Raw genomic sequence first — 24,189 nt, forward strand, 5'->3', positions numbered from 1 at the left:
CGTAAAGCTAAACTTTACTACTTACGTGAACGTTCAGGTAAATCTGCTCGTATTAAAGAGCGTTTGGGCGAATAATTCGCAAAATAAAAAAGGCTTGGTTTTCCAAGCCTTTTTTGTTTTCAAGAGCGGTCAGAATTAAGACCGCTTCATGATTTCAAAAAACTCATCGTTGGTTTTCGCCACCATAAGTTTGTCGATAAGGAATTCCATCGCTTCCACTTCACCCATTGGGTTAAGGATTTTGCGCAGAATCCACATTTTTTGTAATTCATCTGGTGTGGTAAGTAAATCTTCTTTACGCGTACCAGAACGGTTGAAGTCAATCGCAGGGAATACACGTTTTTCTGCAATTTTGCGAGAAAGATGTAATTCCATGTTACCAGTACCTTTAAATTCTTCAAAGATAACCTCATCCATTTTTGAACCGGTATCCACAAGTGCAGTTGCAATAATGGTTAAACTACCGCCTTCTTCGACGTTACGCGCCGCACCAAAGAAACGTTTTGGACGATGCAAAGCATTTGCGTCCACACCACCGGAAAGAATTTTACCGGATGCTGGCGTAACAGTGTTGTAAGCACGCGCTAAACGCGTGATAGAGTCGAGTAGAATCACCACATCTTTTTTGTGCTCAACAGAACGTTTTGCTTTCTCGATAACCATTTCTGCCACTTGAACGTGACGAGCCGCTGGTTCATCAAAGGTTGAGGCAATGACTTCACCTTTTACCGAGCGTTGCATTTCAGTTACTTCTTCTGGGCGCTCATCGATTAAAAGCACAATAAGTTCACATTCTGGGTAGTTGTGCGTGATACTTTGTGCAATATTTTGTAGCAACATGGTTTTCCCCGCTTTTGGCGGAGCCACGATAAGACCACGTTGACCTTTACCAATCGGAGAGGCTAAATCTAAAATACGTGCGGTTAAATCTTCGGTTGAGCCATTACCACGTTCCATTCTTAAACGAGAATTTGCGTGTAATGGGGTTAAGTTTTCGAAAAGAATTTTGCTACGAGAGACTTCAGGTTTGTCATCGTTGACTTGGTCGACTTTTAAAAGTGCAAAATAGCGTTCTCCCTCTTTTGGTGGACGGATTTTGCCTTCGATTTTATCACCAGTTTGAAGATTGAAGCGACGAATTTGACTTGGAGAAACGTAGATGTCATCAGGACCAGCAAGGTAGGAACTGTCTGCGGAGCGTAAGAAACCGAAACCATCGGGTAAAATCTCCAATACGCCGCCGCCAAAAATGTCTTCACCGCTCTTGGCGTGCTGTTTCAAAATAGCAAAAACAATATCTTGTTTACGTAAACGGGCAAGATTTTCCAAACCCATTTGTTCTTCGCCAAGTTTCACAAGATCAGAAACAGGCGTGTTTTTAAGTTCTGTAAGATGCATAATTAATAATGTTGGAATTAATAAGAGTTGATAATACTGAATTATTTGAATGGTGGGCAATGCCCTTAAGAATGCTGCGTAAATTACCACTAAAATGCAGTACTGTCTAGTTTTTGTTAGAAAAAACAGGGTAAAATAGCGGACGATATAGAGATTATTATTGCATATTGATTAATTATGCGTAATAATTGAATAATTAATCATTTTTATAATCGAGATAAGGATAACTTATGGCTCTCTGGGGTGGTCGTTTTACACAAGCGGCAGATAAACGTTTTAAAGATTTTAATGATAGCCTGCGTTTTGATTATCGCTTGGCAGAGCAAGATATTGAAGGCTCAATTGGTTGGTCTAAAGCTTTAGTGAATGTTGGTGTATTAAGTGCTGAAGAGCAACAACAGCTAGAGGTTGCTTTAAATGAATTATTAATCGAAGTGCGGTCAAACCCACAAGCAATTTTACAAGATGATGCAGAAGATATTCATAGCTGGGTAGAAAGTAAGCTCATCGATAAAGTGGGTAATTTAGGCAAAAAATTACACACAGGTCGTAGCCGTAATGACCAAGTTGCACTTGATATTAAACTGTGGTGTAAACAGCGTGTAGTCGAGTTGCAAGAGTCTGTTCGTCATCTTCAACGTCACTTGGTACAAACGGCAGAAAATACGCAAGATGCGGTGATGCCGGGTTATACCCATTTACAACGTGCACAACCAATCACTTTTGCCCATTGGTGTATGGCTTATGTGGAAATGTTCGAGCGTGATTATTCACGTCTCGCCGATGCTTATAAACGAATGAATAGCTGTCCATTAGGCAGTGGTGCACTTGCAGGAACAGCCTATGCAGTCGATCGTGAACAATTAGCCACCGATCTTGGTTTTGCTTTTGCGACGCGTAATAGTTTGGATAGCGTCTCTGATCGTGATCATATTGTGGAATTGCTTTCAACGGCTTCTTTAAGTATGGCGCACCTTTCTCGTTTCGCAGAAGATATGATCATTTTCAACAGTGGTGAAGCGAATTTTGTGGAGTTGTCAGATCGTGTGACTTCAGGCTCATCTTTAATGCCGCAAAAGAAAAATCCTGATGCTTGTGAATTGATTCGTGGTAAAGCGGGCCGTGTAATGGGTGCATTAACCGGTATGTTGATGACCTTAAAAGGTTTACCGTTAGCGTATAACAAAGATATGCAAGAAGACAAAGAAGGGATCTTTGATGCGTTAGATACCTGGCAAGATTGCGTAGATATGGCGACTTTTGTATTAGATGAATTGAAAGTGAATACCGACCGTACACGCGAAGCTGCCTTAAAAGGTTACTCAAATGCAACAGAGCTAGCGGATTACCTTGTGGCAAAAGGTGTGCCATTCCGTGATTCTCATCATATTGTCGGTGAAACCGTGGTTTATGCCATTGAAAAAGGAAAAGCCTTGGAAGACTTAACCATTCCTGAATTCCGTCAATTCAGTGATGTGGTAGGGAATGATGTCTATGGCATTCTTTCGCTACAATCTTGTTTAGATAAACGTTGTGCGAAAGGTGGGGTTTCACCACTTCGAGTAGCGGAGGCCATTGCAGAAGCAAAAGCGAGATTAGCTTAATTAGCGTAAATAAAAAGTGATATGCCCCCCAAAAGTTGGACAGGTTAGTTAACTTAAATATTGAGCTCGGTATTGCACTGGGCTCAATCCTTTGAAACCAAGTTTAATTCGTTTTTGGTTGTAATACACTAAATATTCTTCAATTTCAGCCTGTAATTCAGCGATTGAATGATAAATCCGAGAGTAAAAACACGCTGATTTTAGTATCACAAAAAAACTTTCAATCACCGCATTATCGTGACAATTTCCTCGGCGACTCATACTTTGCACCGCTTTACCTTCCAACATATTCTCCCATTCCGCCGTGCCATACAATACACCTTGGTCGCTATGAATAATCGGGCATTCTGTCGGTTTAAGCCGACTAAGCCCTTGTTCTAACCTCTTTTTTACCAATGAAAACTTCGGGCGTGTCGCAAAGTTATAGGCAATAATTTCTCGGTTAGCCAAGTCCATCAACGGTGAAAAATAAAGCGTTTCTTGACCAACATGAAATTCCGTTACATCCGTTACCCATTTTTGATTGAGTGCCGTTGCGGTAAAATCACGATTCAGCAAATTCTGGCAATATGCGATGTTTTTCCACGTTTTCCATGTCTTTTTTTGCGTAAAATGGAATGAATACCTAACTCGTTCATCAGCTTTAACACCGTTTTATGATTCAAATGAAAACCCATTAGCTAATAGATGACGGCAGAATGGGGAATGTTATGAAGTTTAGCCACCTCACGGATACCATAATCCTGTTCGGTGACGAGTTTGATAATTTTCAAACGAAATTGATAAGAGTAGGACATAATCTGCACCTCAAAATAGGTGTCCAGACTTTGGGGTGCAGTTCACTTTATTTGTTTTAAAACAACAATACTTCAATTACTTTAATTACTGCTCTGGATTTTATCTAATCCAGATTAATATTTCGTTTTTTGCATTTTATATCTTATAGAATATAAATTAAAAATTATACTTTACAAGATATAAAATGATATTTATACTCTATGGCGTATAAATTGAAATTGTATACCGTAGGGTATAAGGAGTAGTAATGGTTATTACCACCGCAAAAATGCTTTCTCATGTAATTCGGGAATTTCGTTATCAAAGAGACCTGTCACAAACTGATGTAGCAAAACTTGCTGGGACTACCCAAGCTAGAATTTCAGCGTTTGAAAATGAACCAGAGCGTACAAAATTAGAAACGTTATTTAAAATTCTGGCAGGATTAGAACTAGAACTTGTTGTGCAACCACGCAAAAAGTCATCTGATATCATCCGTTCAATCAAAGAACCAACTACAACATACGATGATGATGAGGCGTGGTGATGAGCAATACTATTCTAAATGTTGCCATGAATGGCTTATTGGTAGGCGAATGGCGAAAACTCACTAGCGGTGCAACTGAATTTCAGTATGCTAAAAAATGGCTTGAATCTGTGCGTTCACGCCCTATTTCATTGTCATTGCCCTTATCTTACAAAACTTATCGAGGCGATTCTGTTTATAATTTCTTCGATAATCTTCTCCCTGACAACGAGCAGATCCGTTCACGCATTCAACAACGTTTCCAAACCTCAACGAAATCCCCATTTGATTTACTTTCGGCGATTGGACAGGATTGTATCGGCGCAATTCAACTTTATCAGGGCGAGAACCGCTCGGTACGTCAAATTTATGCAGAACCACTCAATGACAAAGAGGTGGAAAACGTGCTGAAAAACTACCGCACTTTTCCTCTCGGCATGGAAGAAAGCGAGGATTTCCGAATTTCTTTAGCCGGCGCTCAGGAAAAAACAGCGCTTCTTTATTATCAGAATCAATGGCAGCGCCCTTTACATTCCACCGCGACCAGTCATATTTTTAAGCTCCCGATTGGTATGGTTGCACAAGGGCAACTTGATCTTTCCGGCAGCTGTGAAAATGAATGGCTTTGCTTGAATATTATGAAAGCCTTCGGTTTGCCTGTTCCTCGAAGTCAAATTCAGTATTTCGGTGAAATGAAAGTGTTGATTGTGGAGCGCTTTGATCGCCGTTGGTCTGAAAATAGGAGTTGGCTAATTCGTTTACCACAGGAAGATATGTGCCAAGCACTCAACATTGCCCCTGCGCGAAAATATGAAAATGACGGTGGGCCAAGCATTCTTCAAATTATGTCGCTCCTCAATGGCTCATCTAATGCTCAAGCAGATCGCAAGCAATTTTTTAAAGCACAAATTATTTTCTGGCTGCTTTGCGCTATTGACGGACATGGCAAAAATTTCAGTCTATTTTTAGAACAAGAGAATCGCTATCGTCTAACGCCTTTTTATGATGTGATCTCTGCCTATCCGCTAATCAAACACAACGGACTACAAAAGCAAAAAATCAAAATGGCAATGGCGTGGCAGGGCGAAAATAAACATTATTTATGGGATAAAATACAACTCCGACATATTTTCAACACCGCTAAACTCGCAGGCTTGGCAAAGGAAGTGGTAGAGGAAATTTTGCATGAGATCAGTGTTCGATATCCAAAAGTAAGTGAAATAAATACCCATGGATTACCTGAAGAAATTGTTGAGCCAATTTCAATGGGATTGGAATCCAAGATGAAAAAGATAAGTTAGAAAGAGCGGTGCAGATCATTTTGCACCGCTCTTTGATTTTATTGTGGAAGTGGATCCATTAATTCAAGGATTTTATCGGTAGGCTCTTTTATATCGAAACTTGATTCCATTAATAATGACAAAGTCTCGTCATTTCGTTTGCAAGCAGCATGAGAAATTAGCTTACCTTTCGCATTACGCAAATCGATAGTAACTTGATTGATGCCCGTCTTATCTGCTGCGCTCTCTTTTATTATCGTCCACAACTGATTATTTTTTGTTGGTGGAAGAAAAAGAGTCTTTTCTGTGGCATAAGCTTGTAAGTAAGCATTATCTATCGTTTGATGAGCCACATTCACATCATTTTTCATGTAAGTGAATGTTTTAAGATTATTCAGCGCGACCCAAAGTTTTTCCCCTTTGGTGCCTTCACATTTTACAACATCAATGACGCTCTCACCGAGATTCATGGCATTCTCATTTGCGAGCGAATATGCTGGAACTACAGCCCAAAATACCCACAGATATTTTTTCATTAAATTAATCTCGGAAGTTATTAAATTGGAATGGTTGGCCTAATTCAGCGCCTTTCACTAATTGAATAACAGCTTGTAAATCGTCACGAGATTTACCAGTTACGCGTACTTGTTCACCTTGAATTTGAGTTTGAACTTTGATTTTTGAATCTTTCACTAATTTAGTGATTTTTTTCGCCATCTCCGTTTCAATCCCTTGTTTTAATTTAATTTCTTTGGTGTAAAGTTTACCGTGGTGTTCACTTTCTGTTGGAATATCCAATGAGCTATGCTCAATGCCACGTTTTACAAACGCACCAATTAAGATTTCAATTAATTGCTCTAATTGGAAATCAGATTCGGTCGTCACTTTCACGGTTTCGCTTTTTTCATTTAATTCAATCACAGCTTCCACGCCACGGAAATCATAACGTGTACTTAATACGCGGTTTGCATTTTCAACCGCATTACGCACTTCGTGCATAGTAATTTCAGATACGATGTCAAAAGATGGCATAAATTTTCTCCCAAAATGAATTAAATTCGATCATTTGCACTTAAAAGACATAAAAGTGCGGTTAAGTCAGCAAAGTTTACCACAATTTGTGCTTGTTGTTGCACCTTCGGTTTGGCATGGAATGCCACGCCTAATCCGGCAACATTCATCATCGCCAAATCATTGGCACCATCACCAATAGCAAGGGTGTTTTTGCGTGGAATACTGTATTCTTCAGCGAGTTTTTGCAAGGTATTCGCTTTGTATTGTGCATCGACCACGCTACCTTTTACATTGCCAGTCAGCGCGCCATCAATAATTTCAAATTGATTAGACGCCGCAAAGTCAAGGTTTAATAAACTTTTTAAGTGATCGGCGAAATAGGTAAAGCCACCAGAAGCGATAGCGGTTTTCCAACCATGTTGTTGTAATGTCTTAATGGTTTCAATTAAGCCAGGCATTAATGGTAATTTTTTACGTACTTGTTGCAAAATACTTTCTGGCGCGCCTTTAAGCGTACCCACACGACGACGCAAACTTTGTTCAAAGTCTAGCTCACCACGCATGGCACTTTCAGTAATGGCAGAAACTAATTCACCTGTGCCAGCCAGTTTGGCAATTTCATCGATACATTCAATTTGAATGGCAGTAGAATCCATATCCATCACCAATAAACCTTTTTCTGATAATTTTGCATCAAAATCCAGTTTAGCGATGTCTAATTGCAGGTCATGAGCGTGGACAATAAAATCAGTTAGCCATTCGCCTTTTAAAAGGACAATGGTATTTTTTTCAACGTTCCATGCATCAAAACACAGGAAAGATTGACCGCACTTTTGTTGGAATTCGAGTAATTTGGCTAAATTCAGCGTTGTGCCGTATAAAATAAAGGCATGTGTTTCATCGGAATGAGGCAAATCAGACGAAAGTGCGGTGGGGAATTGGGGATATTTTTGGGTAATGCTTGCAAGGTTTTGAATTTGCATAGAAAATCCTGTAAATTGTGAATACTTATCTATTCTAGCCGATCTTGGCGAAAAAATGGAAAAACAACGTGCAATTAATTAAAGAAAAACTTCAAAAATCACTGATGTTTGGGCTCATCGTGCTGCTTTGTATCGGTGCCATGGCCGTGATTTTGTTTGGTGTGAAACAATTTAAGATTGGTTCTCAGCTTTCAAGTGTGAATCAAGTGGCAAATTTGTCGCATATTTTGGTTCGTCAGCAGGCAAATTTATTTTCGGTTCTATTAACTAATAATGCGAAATCCGATCAACTTGTCGAAAATCTAGATAATTTAGTCAAAGAAAACTTTGTGCTCGATGCGACCATTTATGATTATAACGGCAAGGAATTAGCACAAAGTACCAATACCGGCAATCTTCGTGAGCAACTTGGTCTAGAACATAAAAATGAAGGTGAATTTTCAACACAACAAATTGTTGAGCCCATTTACTCTGCTTCCAATAATGCCGTTCGTGGCTTTTTGCGGGTGACATTTGACGCGCAATATGCTCAAACGACGCAGAGCAAAATTAATCAAGTCTTCCATCGTTTATATGGTGAAATTGTGGTGGTCTTTTTATTAGGCGCTTTATTCGCCAGTTCCATTCATTATTTTTTAAGTCATTATCGTCGAACATATCGAAAACCAGTGGAAACTAAAACGGTAGTTAATTTACAAGGTAAATCGAGTAGCCAGCGTTTTCATCAACGTCGTCGTAGAATTTGATCAAGGTAAATAAAATTGCAGATATTGCTCAAGTCAATCAGTAAATAGGGTAGAATACTCGGAATTATTTAGATAGGAGAAAAAAATGGCAACTCGTAGACAACTCGCCAACGCAATTCGTGCGCTATCAATGGATGCAGTACAAAAAGCAAAATCAGGCCACCCAGGTGCACCAATGGGAATGGCGGATATCGCTGAAGTATTATGGCGTGATTTCTTAAAACATAACCCAAACAATCCTAAATGGGCTGATCGCGACCGTTTTGTGCTTTCTAACGGCCACGGTTCAATGTTGATTTATAGCTTATTACATTTAACAGGCTACGATCTTTCTATCGAAGATTTAAAACAATTCCGTCAATTACATTCTAAAACCCCAGGCCATCCAGAATATGGTTATGCACCAGGTGTGGAAACTACAACGGGTCCGTTAGGCCAAGGTATCACTAATGCAGTGGGTATGGCGATTGCTGAGAAAACCTTAGCAGGCCAATTTAACCGTGAAGGCCATGAAATTGTCGATCACCACACTTATGTGTTCTTAGGCGATGGCTGTTTAATGGAAGGGATTTCCCATGAAGCTTGCTCTTTAGCAGGCACATTAGGCTTAGGTAAATTAATCGCATTCTACGATGACAACAACATTTCGATTGATGGTCATGTTGATGGCTGGTTCAGCGATGATACCGCAGCTCGTTTTGAAGCTTATGGCTGGCAAGTAATTCGTAATGTAGATGGTCACGATGCAGAACAAATTCGTGCCGCAACCATTCTTGCTCAAGCAGAAAAAGAAAAACCAACGTTAATTATTTGTAAAACCATCATCGGCTTTGGTTCACCAAATAAATCAGGTTCTCATGATTCCCACGGCGCACCATTAGGTGATGAAGAAATCGCATTAACCCGTAAAGCACTTGGCTGGGAGTATGGTCCATTTGAAATTCCAGCTGAGTACTATGCAGAATGGTCTGCGAAAGAAAAAGGCGCAGTAGCAGAAAAATCTTGGGAAGAAAAATTTGCCGCTTATGAAAAAGCATATCCAGAACTGGCTGCAGAATTCACACGTCGTGTAAACGGTGAATTACCAGCGAATTGGGCGGCTGAATCTAAAGCGTTCATTGAAAAATTACAAGCAAATCCTGCAAGCATTGCAAGCCGTAAAGCATCACAAAATGCTATTGAAGCTTATGCACACGTGTTACCTGAATTCTTAGGTGGCTCTGCAGACTTAGCAAGCTCTAACTTAACGTTATGGAGTGGTTCAAAACCAATTCGTGCACACGAAAACGTAGGCGGTAACTACCTTAACTATGGTGTGCGTGAGTTCGGTATGTCAGCAATCATGAATGGTATTGCATTACACGGTGGTTTCATTCCTTACGGCGCAACCTTCTTAATGTTCTACGAATATGCTCACAATGCGGTGCGTATGGCGGCATTAATGAAACAACGTTCACTCTTTGTTTATACACACGACTCGATTGGTTTAGGCGAAGATGGTCCAACTCACCAACCGGTTGAGCAAACTACCTCATTACGCTTAATTCCAAATCTTGAAACATGGCGTCCATGTGACCAAGTGGAATCAGCTATCGCATGGCAACAAGCGGTTGAACGTCAAGATGGCCCAAGTGCATTGATCTTTACCCGTCAAAACTTAGCCCAAATGGACCGCACTTCTGCACAATTAGATGCAGTTAAACGTGGTGCTTATGTGTTAAAAGACTGTGATGGCACACCAGAGTTAATCTTCATTGCGACAGGTTCAGAAGTGGAGTTAGCAGTGAAAGCAGCAGATGTATTGGCTGCCGAAGGTAAAAAAGTACGTGTTGTTTCTATGCCAAGCACTAACCGTTTCGATAAACAAGATGTGGCGTACCGTGAAAGTGTATTACCTGCTGCTGTAACCAAACGTGTTGCGATTGAAGCGGGTATTGCAGACTTCTGGTATAAATACGTAGGCTTTGATGGTCGCGTAGTAGGCATGAATAGCTTCGGCGAATCAGCACCCGCAGATCAATTATTCAAACTCTTTGGTTTCACCGTGGATAACGTGGTGGCAAAAGCAAAAGAGATTTTATAATAATTAAAATAGATAAAGGCAGGTAATGACCTGCCTTTCTTTTTTAAGAAAGTGCGGTCAAAAAACAAGAAAATTTTTTACCGCACTTTGTTTTTATCGGCTTTCACCCTGTTATCTAAGCCTTTTTTCGTTAATCCATTGAGTTAGCTTTTTAAGTTTGTTAAAATTTGCAGCACTTTTTGCGATAAAAATAAAACGTAAAAAGTGAGTTCGGAAGAAGGTAGCTGGAGAGTAGGGAATTGCCCCTACGCCGACGAGGTAAAATCTTTCAGGCGCAATCGCAAGGTTGCAGGGACTGTTACTGGACGAACCCTTGGAGAGATCCATTGCATTTTATTGATGTAAATGGACGCCGAAGGCGCAAAAGAGCGGTCGATTTTTTGATTGTTTTCCAAACGCTCAGGCAAAAGGACAGGGGCAAAAGACAATCGGTATTATCAAAATATTTCTATCGGGATTCTTCTTGTCTCCTTGTCGAGTTTATTTGTATTTTAAACGACGAGGAATCATCAATGTCATTACAGACAATCTTATCGGCTATTAGCAGCTTTATATGGGGATCGCCCCTACTTATTCTTTTGTCCGGAACCGGACTTTATCTCACCCTTCGTTTAGGTTTCTTACAAATTCGTTATTTGCCTCGTGCATTGGGCTATTTATTTGCTCGTGGTGCGAATAAAGGCAAGGGGGATGTCTCTTCTTTTGCCGCACTTTGTACGGCATTAGCGGCGACCATCGGAACAGGGAATATCGTGGGTGTAGCGACCGCAGTACAAGCGGGTGGACCTGGTGCGATTTTTTGGATGTGGCTAGTTGCATTATTAGGCATGGCAACTAAATACGCTGAATGTTTACTTGCCGTGAAATATCGTGTACGTGATAAATACGGTTTTATGGCGGGTGGACCAATGTATTACATCGAACGTGGCCTTGGAATTAAATGGTTAGCCAAATTATTTGCACTTTTTGGGGTATTGGTGGCCTTTTTCGGTATTGGTACCTTCCCTCAAATAAATGCAATTACGCATGCGATGCAAGACACATTCAATGTACCCGTTATTATTACTGCAACAGTGGTGACCGTATTGGTCGCGATGATTATTCTCGGTGGTGTAAAACGTATTGCGACAGCTTCTTCAGTGATTGTGCCTTTTATGGCAATTGGCTATGTAGCGACCTCAATTATTATCTTAATCGTTAATTACGACAAACTGCCTGCCGCGATCGCATTAATTATTCACAGTGCGTTTAATCCTCAAGCAGCTTTAGGTGGCGCAGTTGGCTTTACAGTAATGAAAGCCATTCAATCGGGTGTTGCACGCGGTATTTTCTCAAACGAATCCGGTTTAGGGAGTGCGCCTATTGCGGCAGCAGCGGCGCAAACCAAAGAGTCTGTTCGCCAAGGTTTAATTTCCATGACAGGGACATTTTTAGATACCATCATCGTATGTACGATGACGGGATTAGTGCTTGTTATTACGGGGGCATGGAGTAATCCAGAACTTTCGGGTGCAAGTGTGACTAACTATGCTTTTGCTCAAGGTTTAGGTACATCAATCGGTGCAACCATTGTGACGGTTGGATTATTATTCTTTGCTTTCACCACAATTTTAGGCTGGTGTTACTATGGTGAGCGTTGCTTTCTTTACTTAGTCGGTATTCGTGGTATTAAATTTTATCGTTTCGTGTTTATTGTTTTAGTCGGGGCGGGTTCATTCCTCACCTTAGATTTAATCTGGATTTTAGCGGATATCGTGAATGGTTTAATGGCTTTCCCGAACTTGATAGCATTAATTGGTTTGCGTAAAGAAATTATTTCAGAAACCAAAGATTACTTTGAACGTTTAAAAGCAACACAACATGATCAAGATGAATTAGCCTAATTCATGTTGTAAAAAGACAAGGGAAGCTGAACGCTTCCCTTTGTTGTTTACAGCTTTACATCATAACAAGTTTACACAGAAAGAAAATCATATTTTTACAGAAATTAGATCCCGATCATATTTTTGAACATTTGTTTTTTTATTTGACTAAAAGCACTTGAAAAAACAGTGCAAGGTCGATATGTTATTATTAAAGATGAACGGAACCGAAGGGTTCATTTAAGCAAAAGAGGTAAATGCTATGACACTCAATATCACAAGTAAACAAATGGAAATCACCCCTGCAATTCGTGAACATGTGGAGGGAAGACTTGCAAAATTAGAGAAATGGCACACTCAACTGATTAGCCCACACTTTGTTTTAAGTAAAGTGCCAAACGGCTTTTCTGTAGAGGCTTCAATTGGAACTCCGTTAGGTAATTTGCTTGCGACTGCAACCGCTGATGATATGTATAAAGCTATTAATGACGTAGAAGAGAAATTGGAGCGTCAATTAAATAAACTTCAACATAAAGGCGAATCTCGTCGAGCAGAAGAACGTTTGAAAGATTCTTTTGAAAAATAGAGAAGAGTGAGTAAATAACGAAAAGGGCGAACATGATGTTCGTCCTTTTTATTACGGAAATAATGAGTTAAAAACGAATTTCAACAGATGCCGCAAAATTACGTCCAGGGGCATAAAAACGCTCTAAACCTTTTCCTTCTTTATCAACTGAATCAGTCGTACTTATTTTGTTAATGCCGCGTAGGGTATCCCAGGTGTGATATTTGCGATTAAATAAGTTATAAAGTCCTGCTCGGAGTGTAATATTTTGATTGATTTTATAGAAACCATACAAATCAAATAATACTGCCGAATGATTAAGATAAGGGTAAGTTTTTACTTCTCTAACAAAGTTAGTTGAGTATTGTACTATTTGGGCATCTTTAGCTTTCTTTGCACCAAGGTAACTAGCTTTCGCATTGATTCCCCAAAGGTCATTTGGATCTTCATAGCCGATACCTAAAATCACTTTAATTGGCTGAATAGAAAGTAGGCTAGCCTCAATACCGCTTAGTTTCCCTTTTGCATAACCGAGATTTGCTGTAAATTTCCAACCTTGTGGAATTACAGAAACAATCTGATCTAAATTAACTTTACTCGTGAATTCAATACCAGAGATACGCGCTCGATCAATGTTTATAGCTTGTTGCGCAATTGTTGTGTAATAAGCTTGTTGACCATAACTTGCACTATACGCATTGTAATACGGGTTACGTTTTTTGTAAGTTGATTCTTGCTCCGTTAAGAAATTTTTATAGCGGATATGATAAACATTCAGCCCAAATGTACCTAATTGATGTTCTGCCTGGATATAGATAGATTGATTTAATGCTTGCTCAGCTTTTAAATCAGGGTTTGGTCTCCAGTTACCAGCAGGATGTTCAAAAGAGAAGTACATTTCTGAAGCGGTTGGTATACGGAAACCTGTAGAAATGTTATAACCTATTTTCCAAATATCATTAAGTTGAGCATCTAATCCAAACGAGCCACTTAAACTTTGAAAGGTATTTGATGCGGGTTTACGGCTACAAGCTCGGCAAAAGGCTTTTAAATCTTGCGGTACTAATTCATCCCAGTCATAACGAATACCTAATTGACTAGAAAAAATATCATTCCACATGACATGGTCTTGTAATTGAGCAAAAAATGAACGGGTTCTGACTGGATGCTGAATAGATTCACTATCTTTAGCACTACTACCATTGGCACCTACATTTGGATATTCATGATCATTACGATTATCAAAATCTTTTTGTGAAATACCCGTTCTTAGCGTAAATTGATGACTACCGAAGCGACTTTCCCATGGCATGAAATCTGCTCGTAGAGAGGCTCGCATAAAACGGTTATTCATACTCGTGTCCTGGATTTCAATTAAATCTTTTCCTGTGTATGCACTAAAATCAGCATTATAGCGATATCCGCCTTTATAGTTTTCTGAACCAATATTTGTTTTTTGAAAATCTAACTCAGTTTTTAGGTAGCTTAACCAACGGCTGTTTTCTGGAAAATATTCGTAGGCAATATTGGCATTATAGCGTTTACTTATGTCATTTGATTCACGCCAGAGTCCAGCAAGCTGGTAAGACTTTTCATCAACAAAATTATTTGCTTTTTGAGCGTTAAATGATGCACTTATACGTTGTGTCTGAGTAATAAAATAGCCAACTTTAGCTAAGTAACTATGATTTTTATGATGGGATGGATCAGGAATACCACGAGCATTGCCTAAAATATCTTGTCCCTTCCCTCTGCTCTTCATTTCATGCCCATTGCGATAGGAATAGAGCAAAGTTGCATCAAATTTATCATCTTTATAAGCAACGCCTAAAGTGTGTGTCCATTCGCTATTTTTACTTGCGTAACCGTTTTTAAGTAATACACCCCATTTTTTATTTGGCAGAATAATATCATCAGCACCTAAAGTGCGGTAGTTTACTGAACCGCCTATTGCTCCACTACCTGAATTGAATGAATCTGCTCCTCGCATAATATCAATACCTTGTACTAATTCTGGATCGATGCTTAGACGTGAGCTATTAAAATTACCGTAACGTGCGTATAGTGAATTTTCTTCTGATTCAGGCAAATTAATCCCATCAATACTAATACCCACTCGATTTCCTTCAACGCCACGCATTGCAAAACCTTTATTACGACGACCATTATCGCTAATACCGACATTAGTGGCATAGCGTACTAAGTCATAATTATCAGAAACAAGTTCTTCTTGGATGGCTTTGCGCGTTTTTTTTATTTGATTTGCTTTGACTTCAGAGGCATTAGCATTAACAGTAATTGTATCTAATGTTGTTTGTTCTTCTGCGTAAGCTTGTAAAGTGAAGGCTACATAGAATGCACCTAAAGAAAGGGGAAATTTATGAGTCATATTTTTACCTGAAATTTTATCTAATTTAGTAGAATCCGGAGCGAAGTTTACAAAAGATAAAGAAATCTATCAATGATATTGAAAATTATTTTCATTTTTTGTAAATTATGCGCAGTCATCATTTAATCTAAAAAATAAGATAATAAGGATCTTTTTATGAACAAAATTAAACTTTCAATTATTGCGCTTTCCTGTGTTATGGCGTTAAGTGCTTGTTCTTCAAGTTCAAAAGGTGGTTCTGATAATTCAGAGCAGATTCGCCAAGCTGAGACTGAATTAACTCAAAGAATCACAGAAGCGAATAAGAAAGCTGAAGCAGCTACAAAAAAAGCCGAGGACTCTTTGAAAAAAGCGGAAGAGTCTGTGAAAAAAGCAGATGAGTCTATAAAAAAAGCAGAAGTAGCAATCAAGGTAGCTCAAAGCAATGGCAATCAAACTGAAGAAGAGAAAAAAGAAACTGAAGCTGCGATAAAAGCAGCTGAAGCCGAGAGAAAAGCTGCAGAGGAAGCCCAAAAATCAGCAGAGGAAGCCAAAAAAGCTGCAGAGGAAGCCCAAAAATCAGCAGAGGAAGCCAAAAAAGCTGCAGAGGAAAGATTAAAAAAACTTGAAAATTTACAAGCTGATGAAAAAGCCCGTATTCCATTAAGTGATAAGATCTTTGGTGGAATTAGTGGTAAGATGGAAGATGCTATTTCTGGCGGAGTATTGACTGGTAAAGAAAATAATATTAATCGTTCTCAAGCTCGAGATATAGAACATTTAGCAATCATGGATGAGTTTGGTGTAAAAGATGTTCCTATTTCCAGAGAAGCTAATGCTATAGATGCGTGGAGCGGAGAGCGATTAGAAGATGACCCATATAATCTTCGTAAAGAAGGACAAACTATTTTAAGTAATAGTAATTTTAAAGCCAGTGCATTTGGCACATATTTTGATAATTTAAATGGTAATCAATATTTCTTCGCACAAGGAAATCCGACAACACTAGCACAAATCCCTACAGCTGGCAAAGTAGAGTATAATGGTGGTGCTGTTTATAAGAAAGATGGAGATAAATTTTTCAGTGAGATGAGTGAAATGACTGCTACAGCAGATTTTGCTAATAAAGTTATTGATATTAATATCAAAGAAGACCCGAATGCCGTACCAGGAATGAACTTTGGTGGTAAAATCACTGGAAACAGTTTTGCGGGTGAAGTGAATGGTATTAAAACGCAAGGCGGTTTCTTCGGTAAAGATGCCCAAGAAATGACAGGGTTATTTATTAATGAAGCAGATCAATCTCGTGGAGCATTCGGTGGCATTAAAGAATGATGTTATATGATTTTTAACCAATAATTAGCACAAGGCGAATATAATTGTTCGCCTTTTTTTAAATGTTTTGAATTACAAATTGTAAAGCCTGACGTTGAAATTGCTGCTCTTTGCGGTGTTTTAGTCGTCTTAAACGTAAGTTGCGTGAGGCTGAAATATCTCTTGATGTTTTTTTCTTTAAGAAAGTTTTTCTTTTTAACATTTTTTTCTCCTTGTTTTCTTTCTATTCAATAAAAACGCTATTTTTTCTGACCGCACTTATTCTGTTGCGGTCGCTTGGTTTTCTTGAACACGATGATAATTCACAATACTGTTCATGTAACGGCGAATATTCTCGACATATTGGTAGGCTTCATAACCGCGAGCATAGCCATATTTTAAGTTAGAATAATGACGTTTTTCTGATAATAGTTGAAGATTATTTTTTACATCTAACCAGTTATCTGGGTTTCCTCCTAACTTTTTAGTTAGGCGTCGAGCATCTAGAATATGTCCTAAGCCCATATTGTATGCGGCTAAAGAATACCAAATTCGATCTTCTTCTGAAATACTATCAGGCATTTGATTGAGTAGCCAATGTAAATATTCCGAACCTGCCTTTATACTTTGTTCGGCATCGGTACGGTTATTAATATTCATACGTGCAGCCGTATCTTTGGTTAGCATCATCATGCCCCGTACACCTGTAGGCGAGGTCGCATAAGGATCCCAATGCGATTCTTGGTAGGCTATAGCCGCTAATAATCGCCAGTCTAAATTCCCTTTGTATTTTTCAAAGAGCGGTTGATATTGGGGTAGAATTTTTTCTACGGCCTCTAAATAAGCCTGAGTATCCACATAATCAAAGGTGGTAATGTGACGGAAATATTTTTCCTCAATGCGATCAATTAATCCTGTTTCAATGGCATTATTCATAAAATCTAACAAGCCTGCTTGTAGCTCATTATAGGATTTATTGGAGAGATACCAATGCACGGTCATTTCATCTGTTAGGTCAAATGCAATGGCTAAGTTAGGGCGAATTTGTTGTGCCGCAGCCACATCAATACTATTGGCGATGGTGTAAGGAATTTTCCCTTCCGCCACTTGAATCAATAATTCCTCTTGAGTCAATTGCTTGTTATTCTGCCATTTGAGTGCAGGGTGTTTTTTCTGTGCTTGAGATAGTAATTTTTCTAAGTCTTCTCCCGCAGAAATAATAATTTCTTGCTGGACTTGAGCCAAATCTTTCGGGCGATTTTCCCCTTTTTTATACACAAGCTGCCAAGAGGCAGAAGTATAAGAGGGCCCTAACTGAAATTTTTCTGCACGTTGAGGCTGGAACAAAAGATTCGCAGCAGCAATATCAATATTGTTGTTTTCTAATTCGTTAAAAAGTTGATCGTTATTTTCTAAGGTTTTAATTTGTAAACGAACCCCTAAATAATCTGCAAAATTTTTAGCTAATTCGTATTCTAAGCCCGATTCCCCCTCATTCCCAATAAAATAGTAGATGGGATTGTTAATGGTACCGATAATAAGGCTACCGCGGTTTTTGATCGCAGCATAAGGGTTTTGCTCTGACTGCATAATTTTTTGCCAAGGGAACACCATATCAATGGCCCAAAGTAATAATGCAAAAGCAGCAATAATACGTAGAAATAAACCTTTCAATAGATAAACCTTATAAATTGAGATAAGAGACGATTGTAACCAGAATTAAGCTAATAAAAAAGCCCCTTTTACTTCAAGGGGCTGCTAAATAAGGATTAACGTTGGCGATCTCGGCGACTTCGTTCATTAAAAGTGCGGTCGTTTTTATCGTTAAATTTACGCTGACGACGTTCACCATTACGCTCACTACGGAAGCGATCTTGGCCACGCTCTCCGCGCTCATTACGTCGACCATCACGACGGCCTTTCCCACCAAAATCGTTACCACCACGTCCACTGTCTGATTGTGTCGCACCCATAAAGCTCATTTGCATTTGTTTGTTTAAAACGCGAGTTTTACCGAATTGTTGAAGTAATTCTTTCGGCAGGCCTTGTGGTAATTCAACAGTAGAGTAATCATCATAAAGTTTGATATGACCAATATAACGACTGTTAATATCACCTTCATTTGCGATAGCGCCTACGATATGACGCACTTCTACACCATCTGTACGACCTACTTCGATACGATATAAATCCATCGGTTGTGGGGTGCCATAGCCTTTACGCTCACCACGACGTTCAGCTGAACGTGGGTTTTCACGACGATCAGCGCGATCATTACGGTCACGACGACGCTTATCCATTGGTGGGTCAGGTGGAAGAATCAGTTTTTGTTTTCCTTGAAGCAACATCAACATCGCCGCGGCAATATCTTCTTGATCTTGATCCGCGGTAAATAAATCTTCCAATAAGCTACGATACATTTCGAGATCGTGATGTTCCAATTGCTTGGTAATCTTGTCTTGGAATTTTTTGCGACGACAGGCTTGTAACACTTCATGATTTGGTAATTCAACTTCATTGATTGGTTTTTTCATCAAGTGTTCGATATTACGAAGTAAACGGCGTTCACGTGGTTCAACGAATAACAATGCACGACCAGAGCGACCTGCACGACCAGTACGGCCAATACGGTGAACATACGACTCTGCATCAAGTGGGATGTCATAGTTCACCACAAGACTGATTCGTTCAATATCGATACCGCGTGCAGCAACATCGGTTGCAACGACGATATCAAGGCTACCATTACGTAAGCGATCTAAGGTTTGCTCACGTAATTGCTGAGTCATATCACCGTTTAATGCCGCAGCACGGAAACCGTGTTTTTCTAACAATTCAGTCACATCAAGTGTGCCTGTTTTAGTACGGGTAAAAATGATGGCCGCATCAAACTCTTCCACTTCTAAGAAGCGTAATAACGCATCATTTTTACGGAAACCTTGAACATACCAACAATTTTGTTCAATATCAGGGGCGTTATCATTATTTACTTTGATCTTCACTTCTTGTGGATCGTTCATGAAGCGTTTTGTAATACGACGAATTGGCTCAGGCATGGTTGCAGAGAAAAGCGCAGTTTGGTGCTCTTCCGGTAATTCAGCCATAACGGTTTCTACATCATCAATAAAGCCCATACGAAGCATTTCATCTGCTTCATCAAGTACGATTGCTTTTAATTCAGATAGATTTAATGTGTTACGACGGATGTGATCCAAAATACGACCTGGTGTACCCACAACAACTTGCGCACCTTGTTTTAATGCACGTAATTGGATGTCGTAACGTTGACCACCGTAAACGGTCACGATGTTGATGCCTTTGGCATATTTCATGAAATGTTCACAAGCATCGGCAACTTGAATGGCAAGTTCACGGGTTGGCGCCATCACCAATAATTGTGGATGTTTTGCAGCAGGATCAATTTTTGCCAAAAGAGGTAAAGAGAATGCGGCAGTTTTACCACTGCCGGTTTGTGCCATACCTAGCACGTCTCTGCCTTCTAAAAGAGCAGGAATACAAGCTTGTTGGATGGGAGAAGGTGTTTCAAAACCAAGGTCAGAAACGGCTTTTAGAATGAATTCAGGCAAGCCTAAATCATTAAAAGTGATTTTGTCAGTCATTAAGATACTCGAATGTAAGTAAGGAAAGCTCAATTTAGCTTTCAAGTTCATTTGTTAAAAAGAAAGTTTAAGATTTAAAAAACAACCGTTTTTGCGATCGCACTTCTTTCTTCTTTTTCGTCTTCTATTTGAACAGGTTTTAATTTCATTAGTTCAAATGCGGCAAAACGATACTCAACAAAGTTATAAACTTGATTTGCCATAGCTAGTTTAAATAAGGCTGCGGCCTCATCTACTAGCCCCATATTGAGTTTTTGTTTTGCTAGATAAAAATAGGTTTCAGTTAATATTTCTGCATATTGTTGTGGATCTTCTGCAAATTTAGTTGCCTGTTCCTGCAAATCATTTACGGAAATATTACCTAAATAGTATTGAACGATATTTGTTCCCCAGAAGTCCTTAGATAGCCCTTTAGCTCGTTCAACAAGGTTGGCATAGGCTTCTTGTGGTTTTAATTTTTGTTCGTTCAAATAGAGCCAGAGTACGCGATAAGGATCTTTGGTATCGGCTTCATAAAACTTCATAAAATCGTCTTCAGCAAGATTATAGCGTTCAACGTAATAAAAATTTAAACCACGATTAAGGTGGGCGTAATTATAACTTGGGTCCAATTCAAACACCGCATTAAAGGTTTCTAATGCACTGTCATAATCTTCTTCAAGCAGTAAGTAAAGCCCTAAATAATTATAAACAGAAGCCATTTTAGGCTGTAAGGCGAGGGCTTGTGTAAAGTCATAACGTGCGAGCCCCCATAAGCCGAGAGAATCGTACAATACGCCGCGCTCAAAGTGAAGCGTCGCCCGTTCTTCATTACTCATTTTTCCAACTAATAAAACCTGCCCAATTCGAGTAATCATCACTTCTTGTTCGAAGTGAGTATTCGGATTCTGATCCGCTAGCATGACTTTATTTGGTGCAACAAACACGCTTCCCGATTGTACACAACCGGAAATAAATAAAATCATACTTAGGCTAGACAACGAAACTAGAAAACGGAATAACCGAAAATACTGCATTGTTTTATAAGTTAGTTTGATAATCAAAACGGGCGTGTAAACTGAATTCACACACCCTATGAGATTATTCTTGTTCTACAGAAGTCTCTTCTGCTGGTGCAGATTCTGCTTCTGTTTCTTGTTTTGGTGCAAGATCTTTCATGGTTAAGCGGATACGACCTTGGCGATCGATTTCAACCACTTTAACGGTTACTTCTTGACCAACTTGAAGATAATCACTCACTTTCTCTACGCGTTCTTCTGCGATTTGAGAAATATGAACTAAACCTTCTTTATTTCCTACGATAGCAACGAATGCACCGAAGTCAGCAAGACGAGTCACTTTACCTTTGTAAATTGCGCCCGCTTCAACTTCAGCAACGATTTCTTCGATACGTGCCATTACATTTTTCGCTGCATTGCTATCTACTGCAGCGATTTTCACTGTACCATCATCATCGATATCAATAGACGTACCAGTTTCTTCAGTTAATGCACGGATAGTCGCACCACCTTTACCGATAACATCTTTGATTTTCTTCGGATCAATTTTCATGGTGTGAATACGCGGCGCATAGTCAGAAATATCTGCACGTGGTGCAGGGATTGCTTGTTCCATTACGCCAAGAATGTGCATACGAGCACCTTTTGCTTGGTTTAATGCAATTTGCATAATTTCAGGGGTAATACCTTCAATTTTGATATCCATTTGAAGTGCAGTGACTCCTTCACGTGTACCCGCCACTTTAAAGTCCATATCACCTAAGTGGTCTTCATCACCTAAAATATCTGAAAGCACCACGAATTTCTCTTCTTCTTTCACTAAGCCCATTGCGATACCCGCAACCGCTGCTTTGATTGGAACACCCGCATCCATTAATGCTAAAGATGCACCACATACAGATGCCATAGAAGAAGAACCGTTAGATTCAGTGATTTCAGATACAACACGCACGACATACGGGAATTCCGCAAGACTTGGCATAACAGCTGCTACACCACGTTTTGCTAAACGACCGTGACCGATTTCACGACGTTTTGGTGAGCCGATCATACCAGTTTCACCTACAGAATATGGAGGGAAGTTGTAGTGGAATAAGAAGTGATCTTGACGTTCACCTGTTAATTCATCAATGATTTGTGCATCACGTTCAGTACCTAACGTTGCAACGGCTAATGCTTGTGTTTCACCACGGGTGAAAATTGCAGAACCGTGAGTACGTGGTAATACACCAGTACAAATATCTAATGCACGAACAGTATCAACGGTACGACCATCAATACGTGGTTCACCTGCAATGATACGGCCACGAACGATTTGGCTTTCAAGTGCGGTGAAAATATCCACGATTTTACCTTCGCTGATCTCTTCATTTTCTGCTGTGATTTGTGCAATCACATCCGCTTTAATCGCATCGATTTGTTCGTAACGTGCTTGTTTTTCAGTAATACGGTATGCATCGCCTAAACGCGCTTCTGCAATCGCTTTTACTTTATTGATTAAATCTGTGTTTGGCTCTGGAGCAACCCAATCCCAACGTGGTTTGCCAGCTTCTTTTGCAAATTCTTTGATCGCTTCAACCACAACTTGTTGTTGTTGATGACCGAATACGACCGCTGCTAACATTTGTTCTTCAGTTAAGATATCAGCTTCAGATTCAACCATTAATACGGCTTTGTCAGTACCTGCAACCACTAAGTCCAAACGGCTCTGTTTTTGTTCAGCCATCGTTGGGTTTAATACGAATTGGTTGTCGATGAAACCAACACGTGCTGCACCGATAGGGCCATTGAAAGGCACGCCTGATAAGGTTAATGCTGCAGAAGTACCGATCATTGCCACTAAGTCAGGGCTGATTTGTGGGTTTACAGAAACCACGGTTGCTACAACTTGAATTTCGTTGAAGAAACCTTCTGGGAATAATGGACGAATTGGACGGTCGATTAAACGTGCAATTAAAGTTTCGCCTTCAGATGGACGACCTTCACGTTTGAAGAAACCACCAGGGATTTTACCCGCTGCATAAGTACGCTCTTGGTAGTTTACGGTTAATGGGAAGAAGTCTTGACCTTCTTTCACATCTTTTTTAGCAACAACAGTCACGAATACCGTGGTATCGTCCATGCTTGCCATGACCGCAGCCGTTGCTTGACGTGCAATCGCGCCGGTTTCTAGAGTAACGGTATGTTGACCGTATTTAAATTGTTTAACAATTGGATTCACAATGTTTTCCTTCAAAATAATATTTAAAACAAAGCTTTATTTTCCAGATTGCGACTAGCAAAAGAAATCTCTCGAAAAAATGACCGCACTTTGGTCGTTTAAAAATGTCTTTTGATAGCCGCACGCTAATGCAGAAAATAAAGCTCGCTTATTATACAGAGTTTTAAATTTATTGGTAACTTTATTTAATATAAGCAACTTGTTATCATATTCTCATACAAATACATACGTAAGGAGACACTATGATTATCAGTGCATTAAATAACCCAAATTTCAAAGTGGGTTTACCAAAAGTTATCGCGGACATTTGCGATCATCTCAACACGTTAGATCTTGAAGCATTAGAAAATGGCCGTCATGATTTAAGCGAGCAAGTCTATATGAATGTCATGGAATTTGATACGGTTGAAGCGGATAGCAAACAAGCTGAACTTCACTACAAATATCTAGATATTCAATTACTTATTCGTGGTGAAGAAAATGTTGAAGTAAGCGCGACTTATCCAAACCTCAGCTTATACGATGAATATCGTGATGCAGATGATTACCAACTTACCCCGCAAATTGAAGATAAAAGCACGGTAACACTTTTACCAAAAATGTTCGCCGTCTTTTTCCCTTATGAACCCCATAAACCAGGTTGCACTGTAAACGGCAAATCAAGTTTTGTGAAAAAACTGGTGGTGAAAGTACCGGTAGAATTGATTTAATTATTTCGATTCATTAAAGCAAAAGTGCGGTTAAAGACTGCTGATTTTTGATCTGACCCCAAAAAGTTAGACTGTTATTTAAAGGATTGTTTTCGATATTGTACCGGACTCAGTCCTTTT

General features: G+C 39.5%; 21 protein-coding genes, 1 pseudogene and 1 riboswitch. Of the genes and pseudogenes, 10 read left to right on the plus strand and 12 right to left on the minus strand.

Annotated features, from left to right (window positions below):
* Positions 1-75 (plus strand): 50S ribosomal protein L19 (locus ACXVWP_RS10460; protein ID WP_288293967.1); only part of this gene is annotated, 75 nt, incomplete at its 5' end.
* Between the two features lie 60 nt (positions 76-135).
* Here the strand turns inward: ACXVWP_RS10460 and rho are convergent.
* A complete protein-coding gene (gene rho, locus ACXVWP_RS10465) occupies positions 136-1,398 on the minus strand; it encodes a transcription termination factor Rho (RefSeq protein ID WP_005695393.1) in 1,263 nt (420 codons plus the stop codon).
* 230 nt (positions 1,399-1,628) lie between these two features.
* On the opposite strand from rho, the gene argH reads away from it, so the two are divergent.
* A complete protein-coding gene (gene argH, locus ACXVWP_RS10470; RefSeq protein ID WP_049355842.1) occupies positions 1,629-3,002 on the plus strand; it encodes an argininosuccinate lyase in 1,374 nt (457 codons plus the stop codon).
* Between the two features lie 48 nt (positions 3,003-3,050).
* On the opposite strand, the gene ACXVWP_RS10475 is transcribed toward argH, so the two are convergent.
* Complete coding sequence (locus tag ACXVWP_RS10475) at positions 3,051-3,578, minus strand: IS3 family transposase (RefSeq protein ID WP_289901515.1); 528 nt, start codon at positions 3,576-3,578, stop codon at positions 3,051-3,053.
* A 107-nt stretch (positions 3,579-3,685) separates the two neighbouring features.
* Positions 3,686-3,799: pseudogene (locus ACXVWP_RS10480) on the minus strand (transposase); the annotation flags it as partial.
* A 248-nt stretch (positions 3,800-4,047) separates the two neighbouring features.
* Here ACXVWP_RS10480 and ACXVWP_RS10485 point away from each other — a divergent pair.
* Positions 4,048-4,326: a helix-turn-helix domain-containing protein gene (locus ACXVWP_RS10485; RefSeq protein ID WP_049355840.1), complete on the plus strand. Its 279-nt coding sequence runs from the start codon at positions 4,048-4,050 to the stop codon at positions 4,324-4,326.
* Entirely contained in the window at positions 4,326-5,606 is a 1,281-nt protein-coding gene (locus ACXVWP_RS10490; protein WP_289901504.1) for a type II toxin-antitoxin system HipA family toxin, read from the plus strand. Before ACXVWP_RS10485 ends, ACXVWP_RS10490 begins: the two co-directional genes overlap by 1 nt.
* Positions 5,607-5,644: 38 nt before the next feature.
* Here the strand turns inward: ACXVWP_RS10490 and ACXVWP_RS10495 are convergent, their stop codons facing one another.
* From ACXVWP_RS10495 to serB, 3 genes are all read right to left on the minus strand, one after another.
* Positions 5,645-6,055 (minus strand): hypothetical protein, encoded by a 411-nt coding sequence (locus ACXVWP_RS10495; protein ID WP_458473395.1) that lies wholly within the window; start codon positions 6,053-6,055, stop codon positions 5,645-5,647.
* Positions 6,056-6,125: 70 nt separating this feature from the next.
* Entirely contained in the window at positions 6,126-6,617 is a 492-nt protein-coding gene (locus ACXVWP_RS10500; protein ID WP_005695407.1) for a YajQ family cyclic di-GMP-binding protein, read from the minus strand.
* A gap of 20 nt (positions 6,618-6,637) precedes the next feature.
* Positions 6,638-7,582 carry a phosphoserine phosphatase gene (serB, locus tag ACXVWP_RS10505; protein ID WP_289901502.1) on the minus strand — a complete coding sequence of 315 codons (945 nt, stop codon included), beginning with the start codon at positions 7,580-7,582 and terminating at the stop codon, positions 6,638-6,640.
* A 68-nt stretch (positions 7,583-7,650) separates the two neighbouring features.
* On the opposite strand from serB, the gene ACXVWP_RS10510 reads away from it, so the two are divergent.
* The 4 genes from ACXVWP_RS10510 (at position 7,651) to hpf (ending at position 12,859) form a co-directional block, all read left to right on the plus strand.
* The gene (locus ACXVWP_RS10510; RefSeq protein ID WP_075875828.1) at positions 7,651-8,328 is read left to right on the plus strand and encodes a YtjB family periplasmic protein; all 678 of its coding nucleotides are present in this window, start codon (positions 7,651-7,653) and stop codon (positions 8,326-8,328) included.
* Between the two features lie 85 nt (positions 8,329-8,413).
* Positions 8,414-10,411 carry a transketolase gene (gene tkt / locus ACXVWP_RS10515; protein ID WP_297569701.1) on the plus strand — a complete coding sequence of 666 codons (1,998 nt, stop codon included), beginning with the start codon at positions 8,414-8,416 and terminating at the stop codon, positions 10,409-10,411.
* Between the two features lie 303 nt (positions 10,412-10,714).
* Positions 10,715-10,836: riboswitch (glycine riboswitch) on the plus strand.
* Positions 10,837-10,923: 87 nt separating this feature from the next.
* The gene (locus ACXVWP_RS10520; protein WP_297569703.1) at positions 10,924-12,294 is read left to right on the plus strand and encodes an alanine/glycine:cation symporter family protein; all 1,371 of its coding nucleotides are present in this window, start codon (positions 10,924-10,926) and stop codon (positions 12,292-12,294) included.
* Positions 12,295-12,535: 241 nt separating this feature from the next.
* Complete coding sequence (gene hpf / locus ACXVWP_RS10525; protein WP_128786923.1) at positions 12,536-12,859, plus strand: ribosome hibernation-promoting factor, HPF/YfiA family; 324 nt, start codon at positions 12,536-12,538, stop codon at positions 12,857-12,859.
* A 67-nt stretch (positions 12,860-12,926) separates the two neighbouring features.
* Here hpf and ACXVWP_RS10530 read toward each other — a convergent pair whose 3' ends face one another.
* Positions 12,927-15,227 (minus strand): TonB-dependent hemoglobin/transferrin/lactoferrin family receptor, encoded by a 2,301-nt coding sequence (locus ACXVWP_RS10530; RefSeq protein ID WP_297569706.1) that lies wholly within the window; start codon positions 15,225-15,227, stop codon positions 12,927-12,929.
* A gap of 156 nt (positions 15,228-15,383) precedes the next feature.
* Here ACXVWP_RS10530 and ACXVWP_RS10535 point away from each other — a divergent pair, with 156 nt between their 5' ends.
* Positions 15,384-16,541 (plus strand): transferrin-binding protein-like solute binding protein, encoded by a 1,158-nt coding sequence (locus ACXVWP_RS10535; RefSeq protein WP_297569708.1) that lies wholly within the window; start codon positions 15,384-15,386, stop codon positions 16,539-16,541.
* 58 nt (positions 16,542-16,599) lie between these two features.
* Here ACXVWP_RS10535 and ACXVWP_RS10540 read toward each other — a convergent pair whose 3' ends face one another.
* The 5 genes from ACXVWP_RS10540 to pnp form a co-directional block, all read right to left on the minus strand.
* Entirely contained in the window at positions 16,600-16,743 is a 144-nt protein-coding gene (locus ACXVWP_RS10540) for a hypothetical protein (RefSeq protein WP_289901496.1), read from the minus strand.
* A 56-nt stretch (positions 16,744-16,799) separates the two neighbouring features.
* On the minus strand, positions 16,800-18,194 hold the full coding sequence (mltF, locus tag ACXVWP_RS10545; RefSeq protein ID WP_297569710.1) for a membrane-bound lytic murein transglycosylase MltF: 1,395 nt from the start codon (positions 18,192-18,194) through the stop codon (positions 16,800-16,802).
* A gap of 95 nt (positions 18,195-18,289) precedes the next feature.
* Positions 18,290-20,140 carry a DEAD/DEAH box helicase gene (locus tag ACXVWP_RS10550; protein WP_297569712.1) on the minus strand — a complete coding sequence of 617 codons (1,851 nt, stop codon included), beginning with the start codon at positions 20,138-20,140 and terminating at the stop codon, positions 18,290-18,292.
* Between the two features lie 74 nt (positions 20,141-20,214).
* On the minus strand, positions 20,215-21,156 hold the full coding sequence (nlpI, locus tag ACXVWP_RS10555; protein ID WP_128786928.1) for a lipoprotein NlpI: 942 nt from the start codon (positions 21,154-21,156) through the stop codon (positions 20,215-20,217).
* Positions 21,157-21,220: 64 nt separating this feature from the next.
* Positions 21,221-23,359 carry a polyribonucleotide nucleotidyltransferase gene (pnp, locus tag ACXVWP_RS10560; RefSeq protein WP_128786929.1) on the minus strand — a complete coding sequence of 713 codons (2,139 nt, stop codon included), beginning with the start codon at positions 23,357-23,359 and terminating at the stop codon, positions 21,221-21,223.
* A gap of 242 nt (positions 23,360-23,601) precedes the next feature.
* Here pnp and nanQ point away from each other — a divergent pair, with 242 nt between their 5' ends.
* The gene (gene nanQ / locus ACXVWP_RS10565) at positions 23,602-24,069 is read left to right on the plus strand and encodes an N-acetylneuraminate anomerase (protein ID WP_128786930.1); all 468 of its coding nucleotides are present in this window, start codon (positions 23,602-23,604) and stop codon (positions 24,067-24,069) included.
* Positions 24,070-24,189 lie beyond the last annotated feature (120 nt).

The organism is Haemophilus sp. SZY H56 (genome assembly GCF_054332415.1).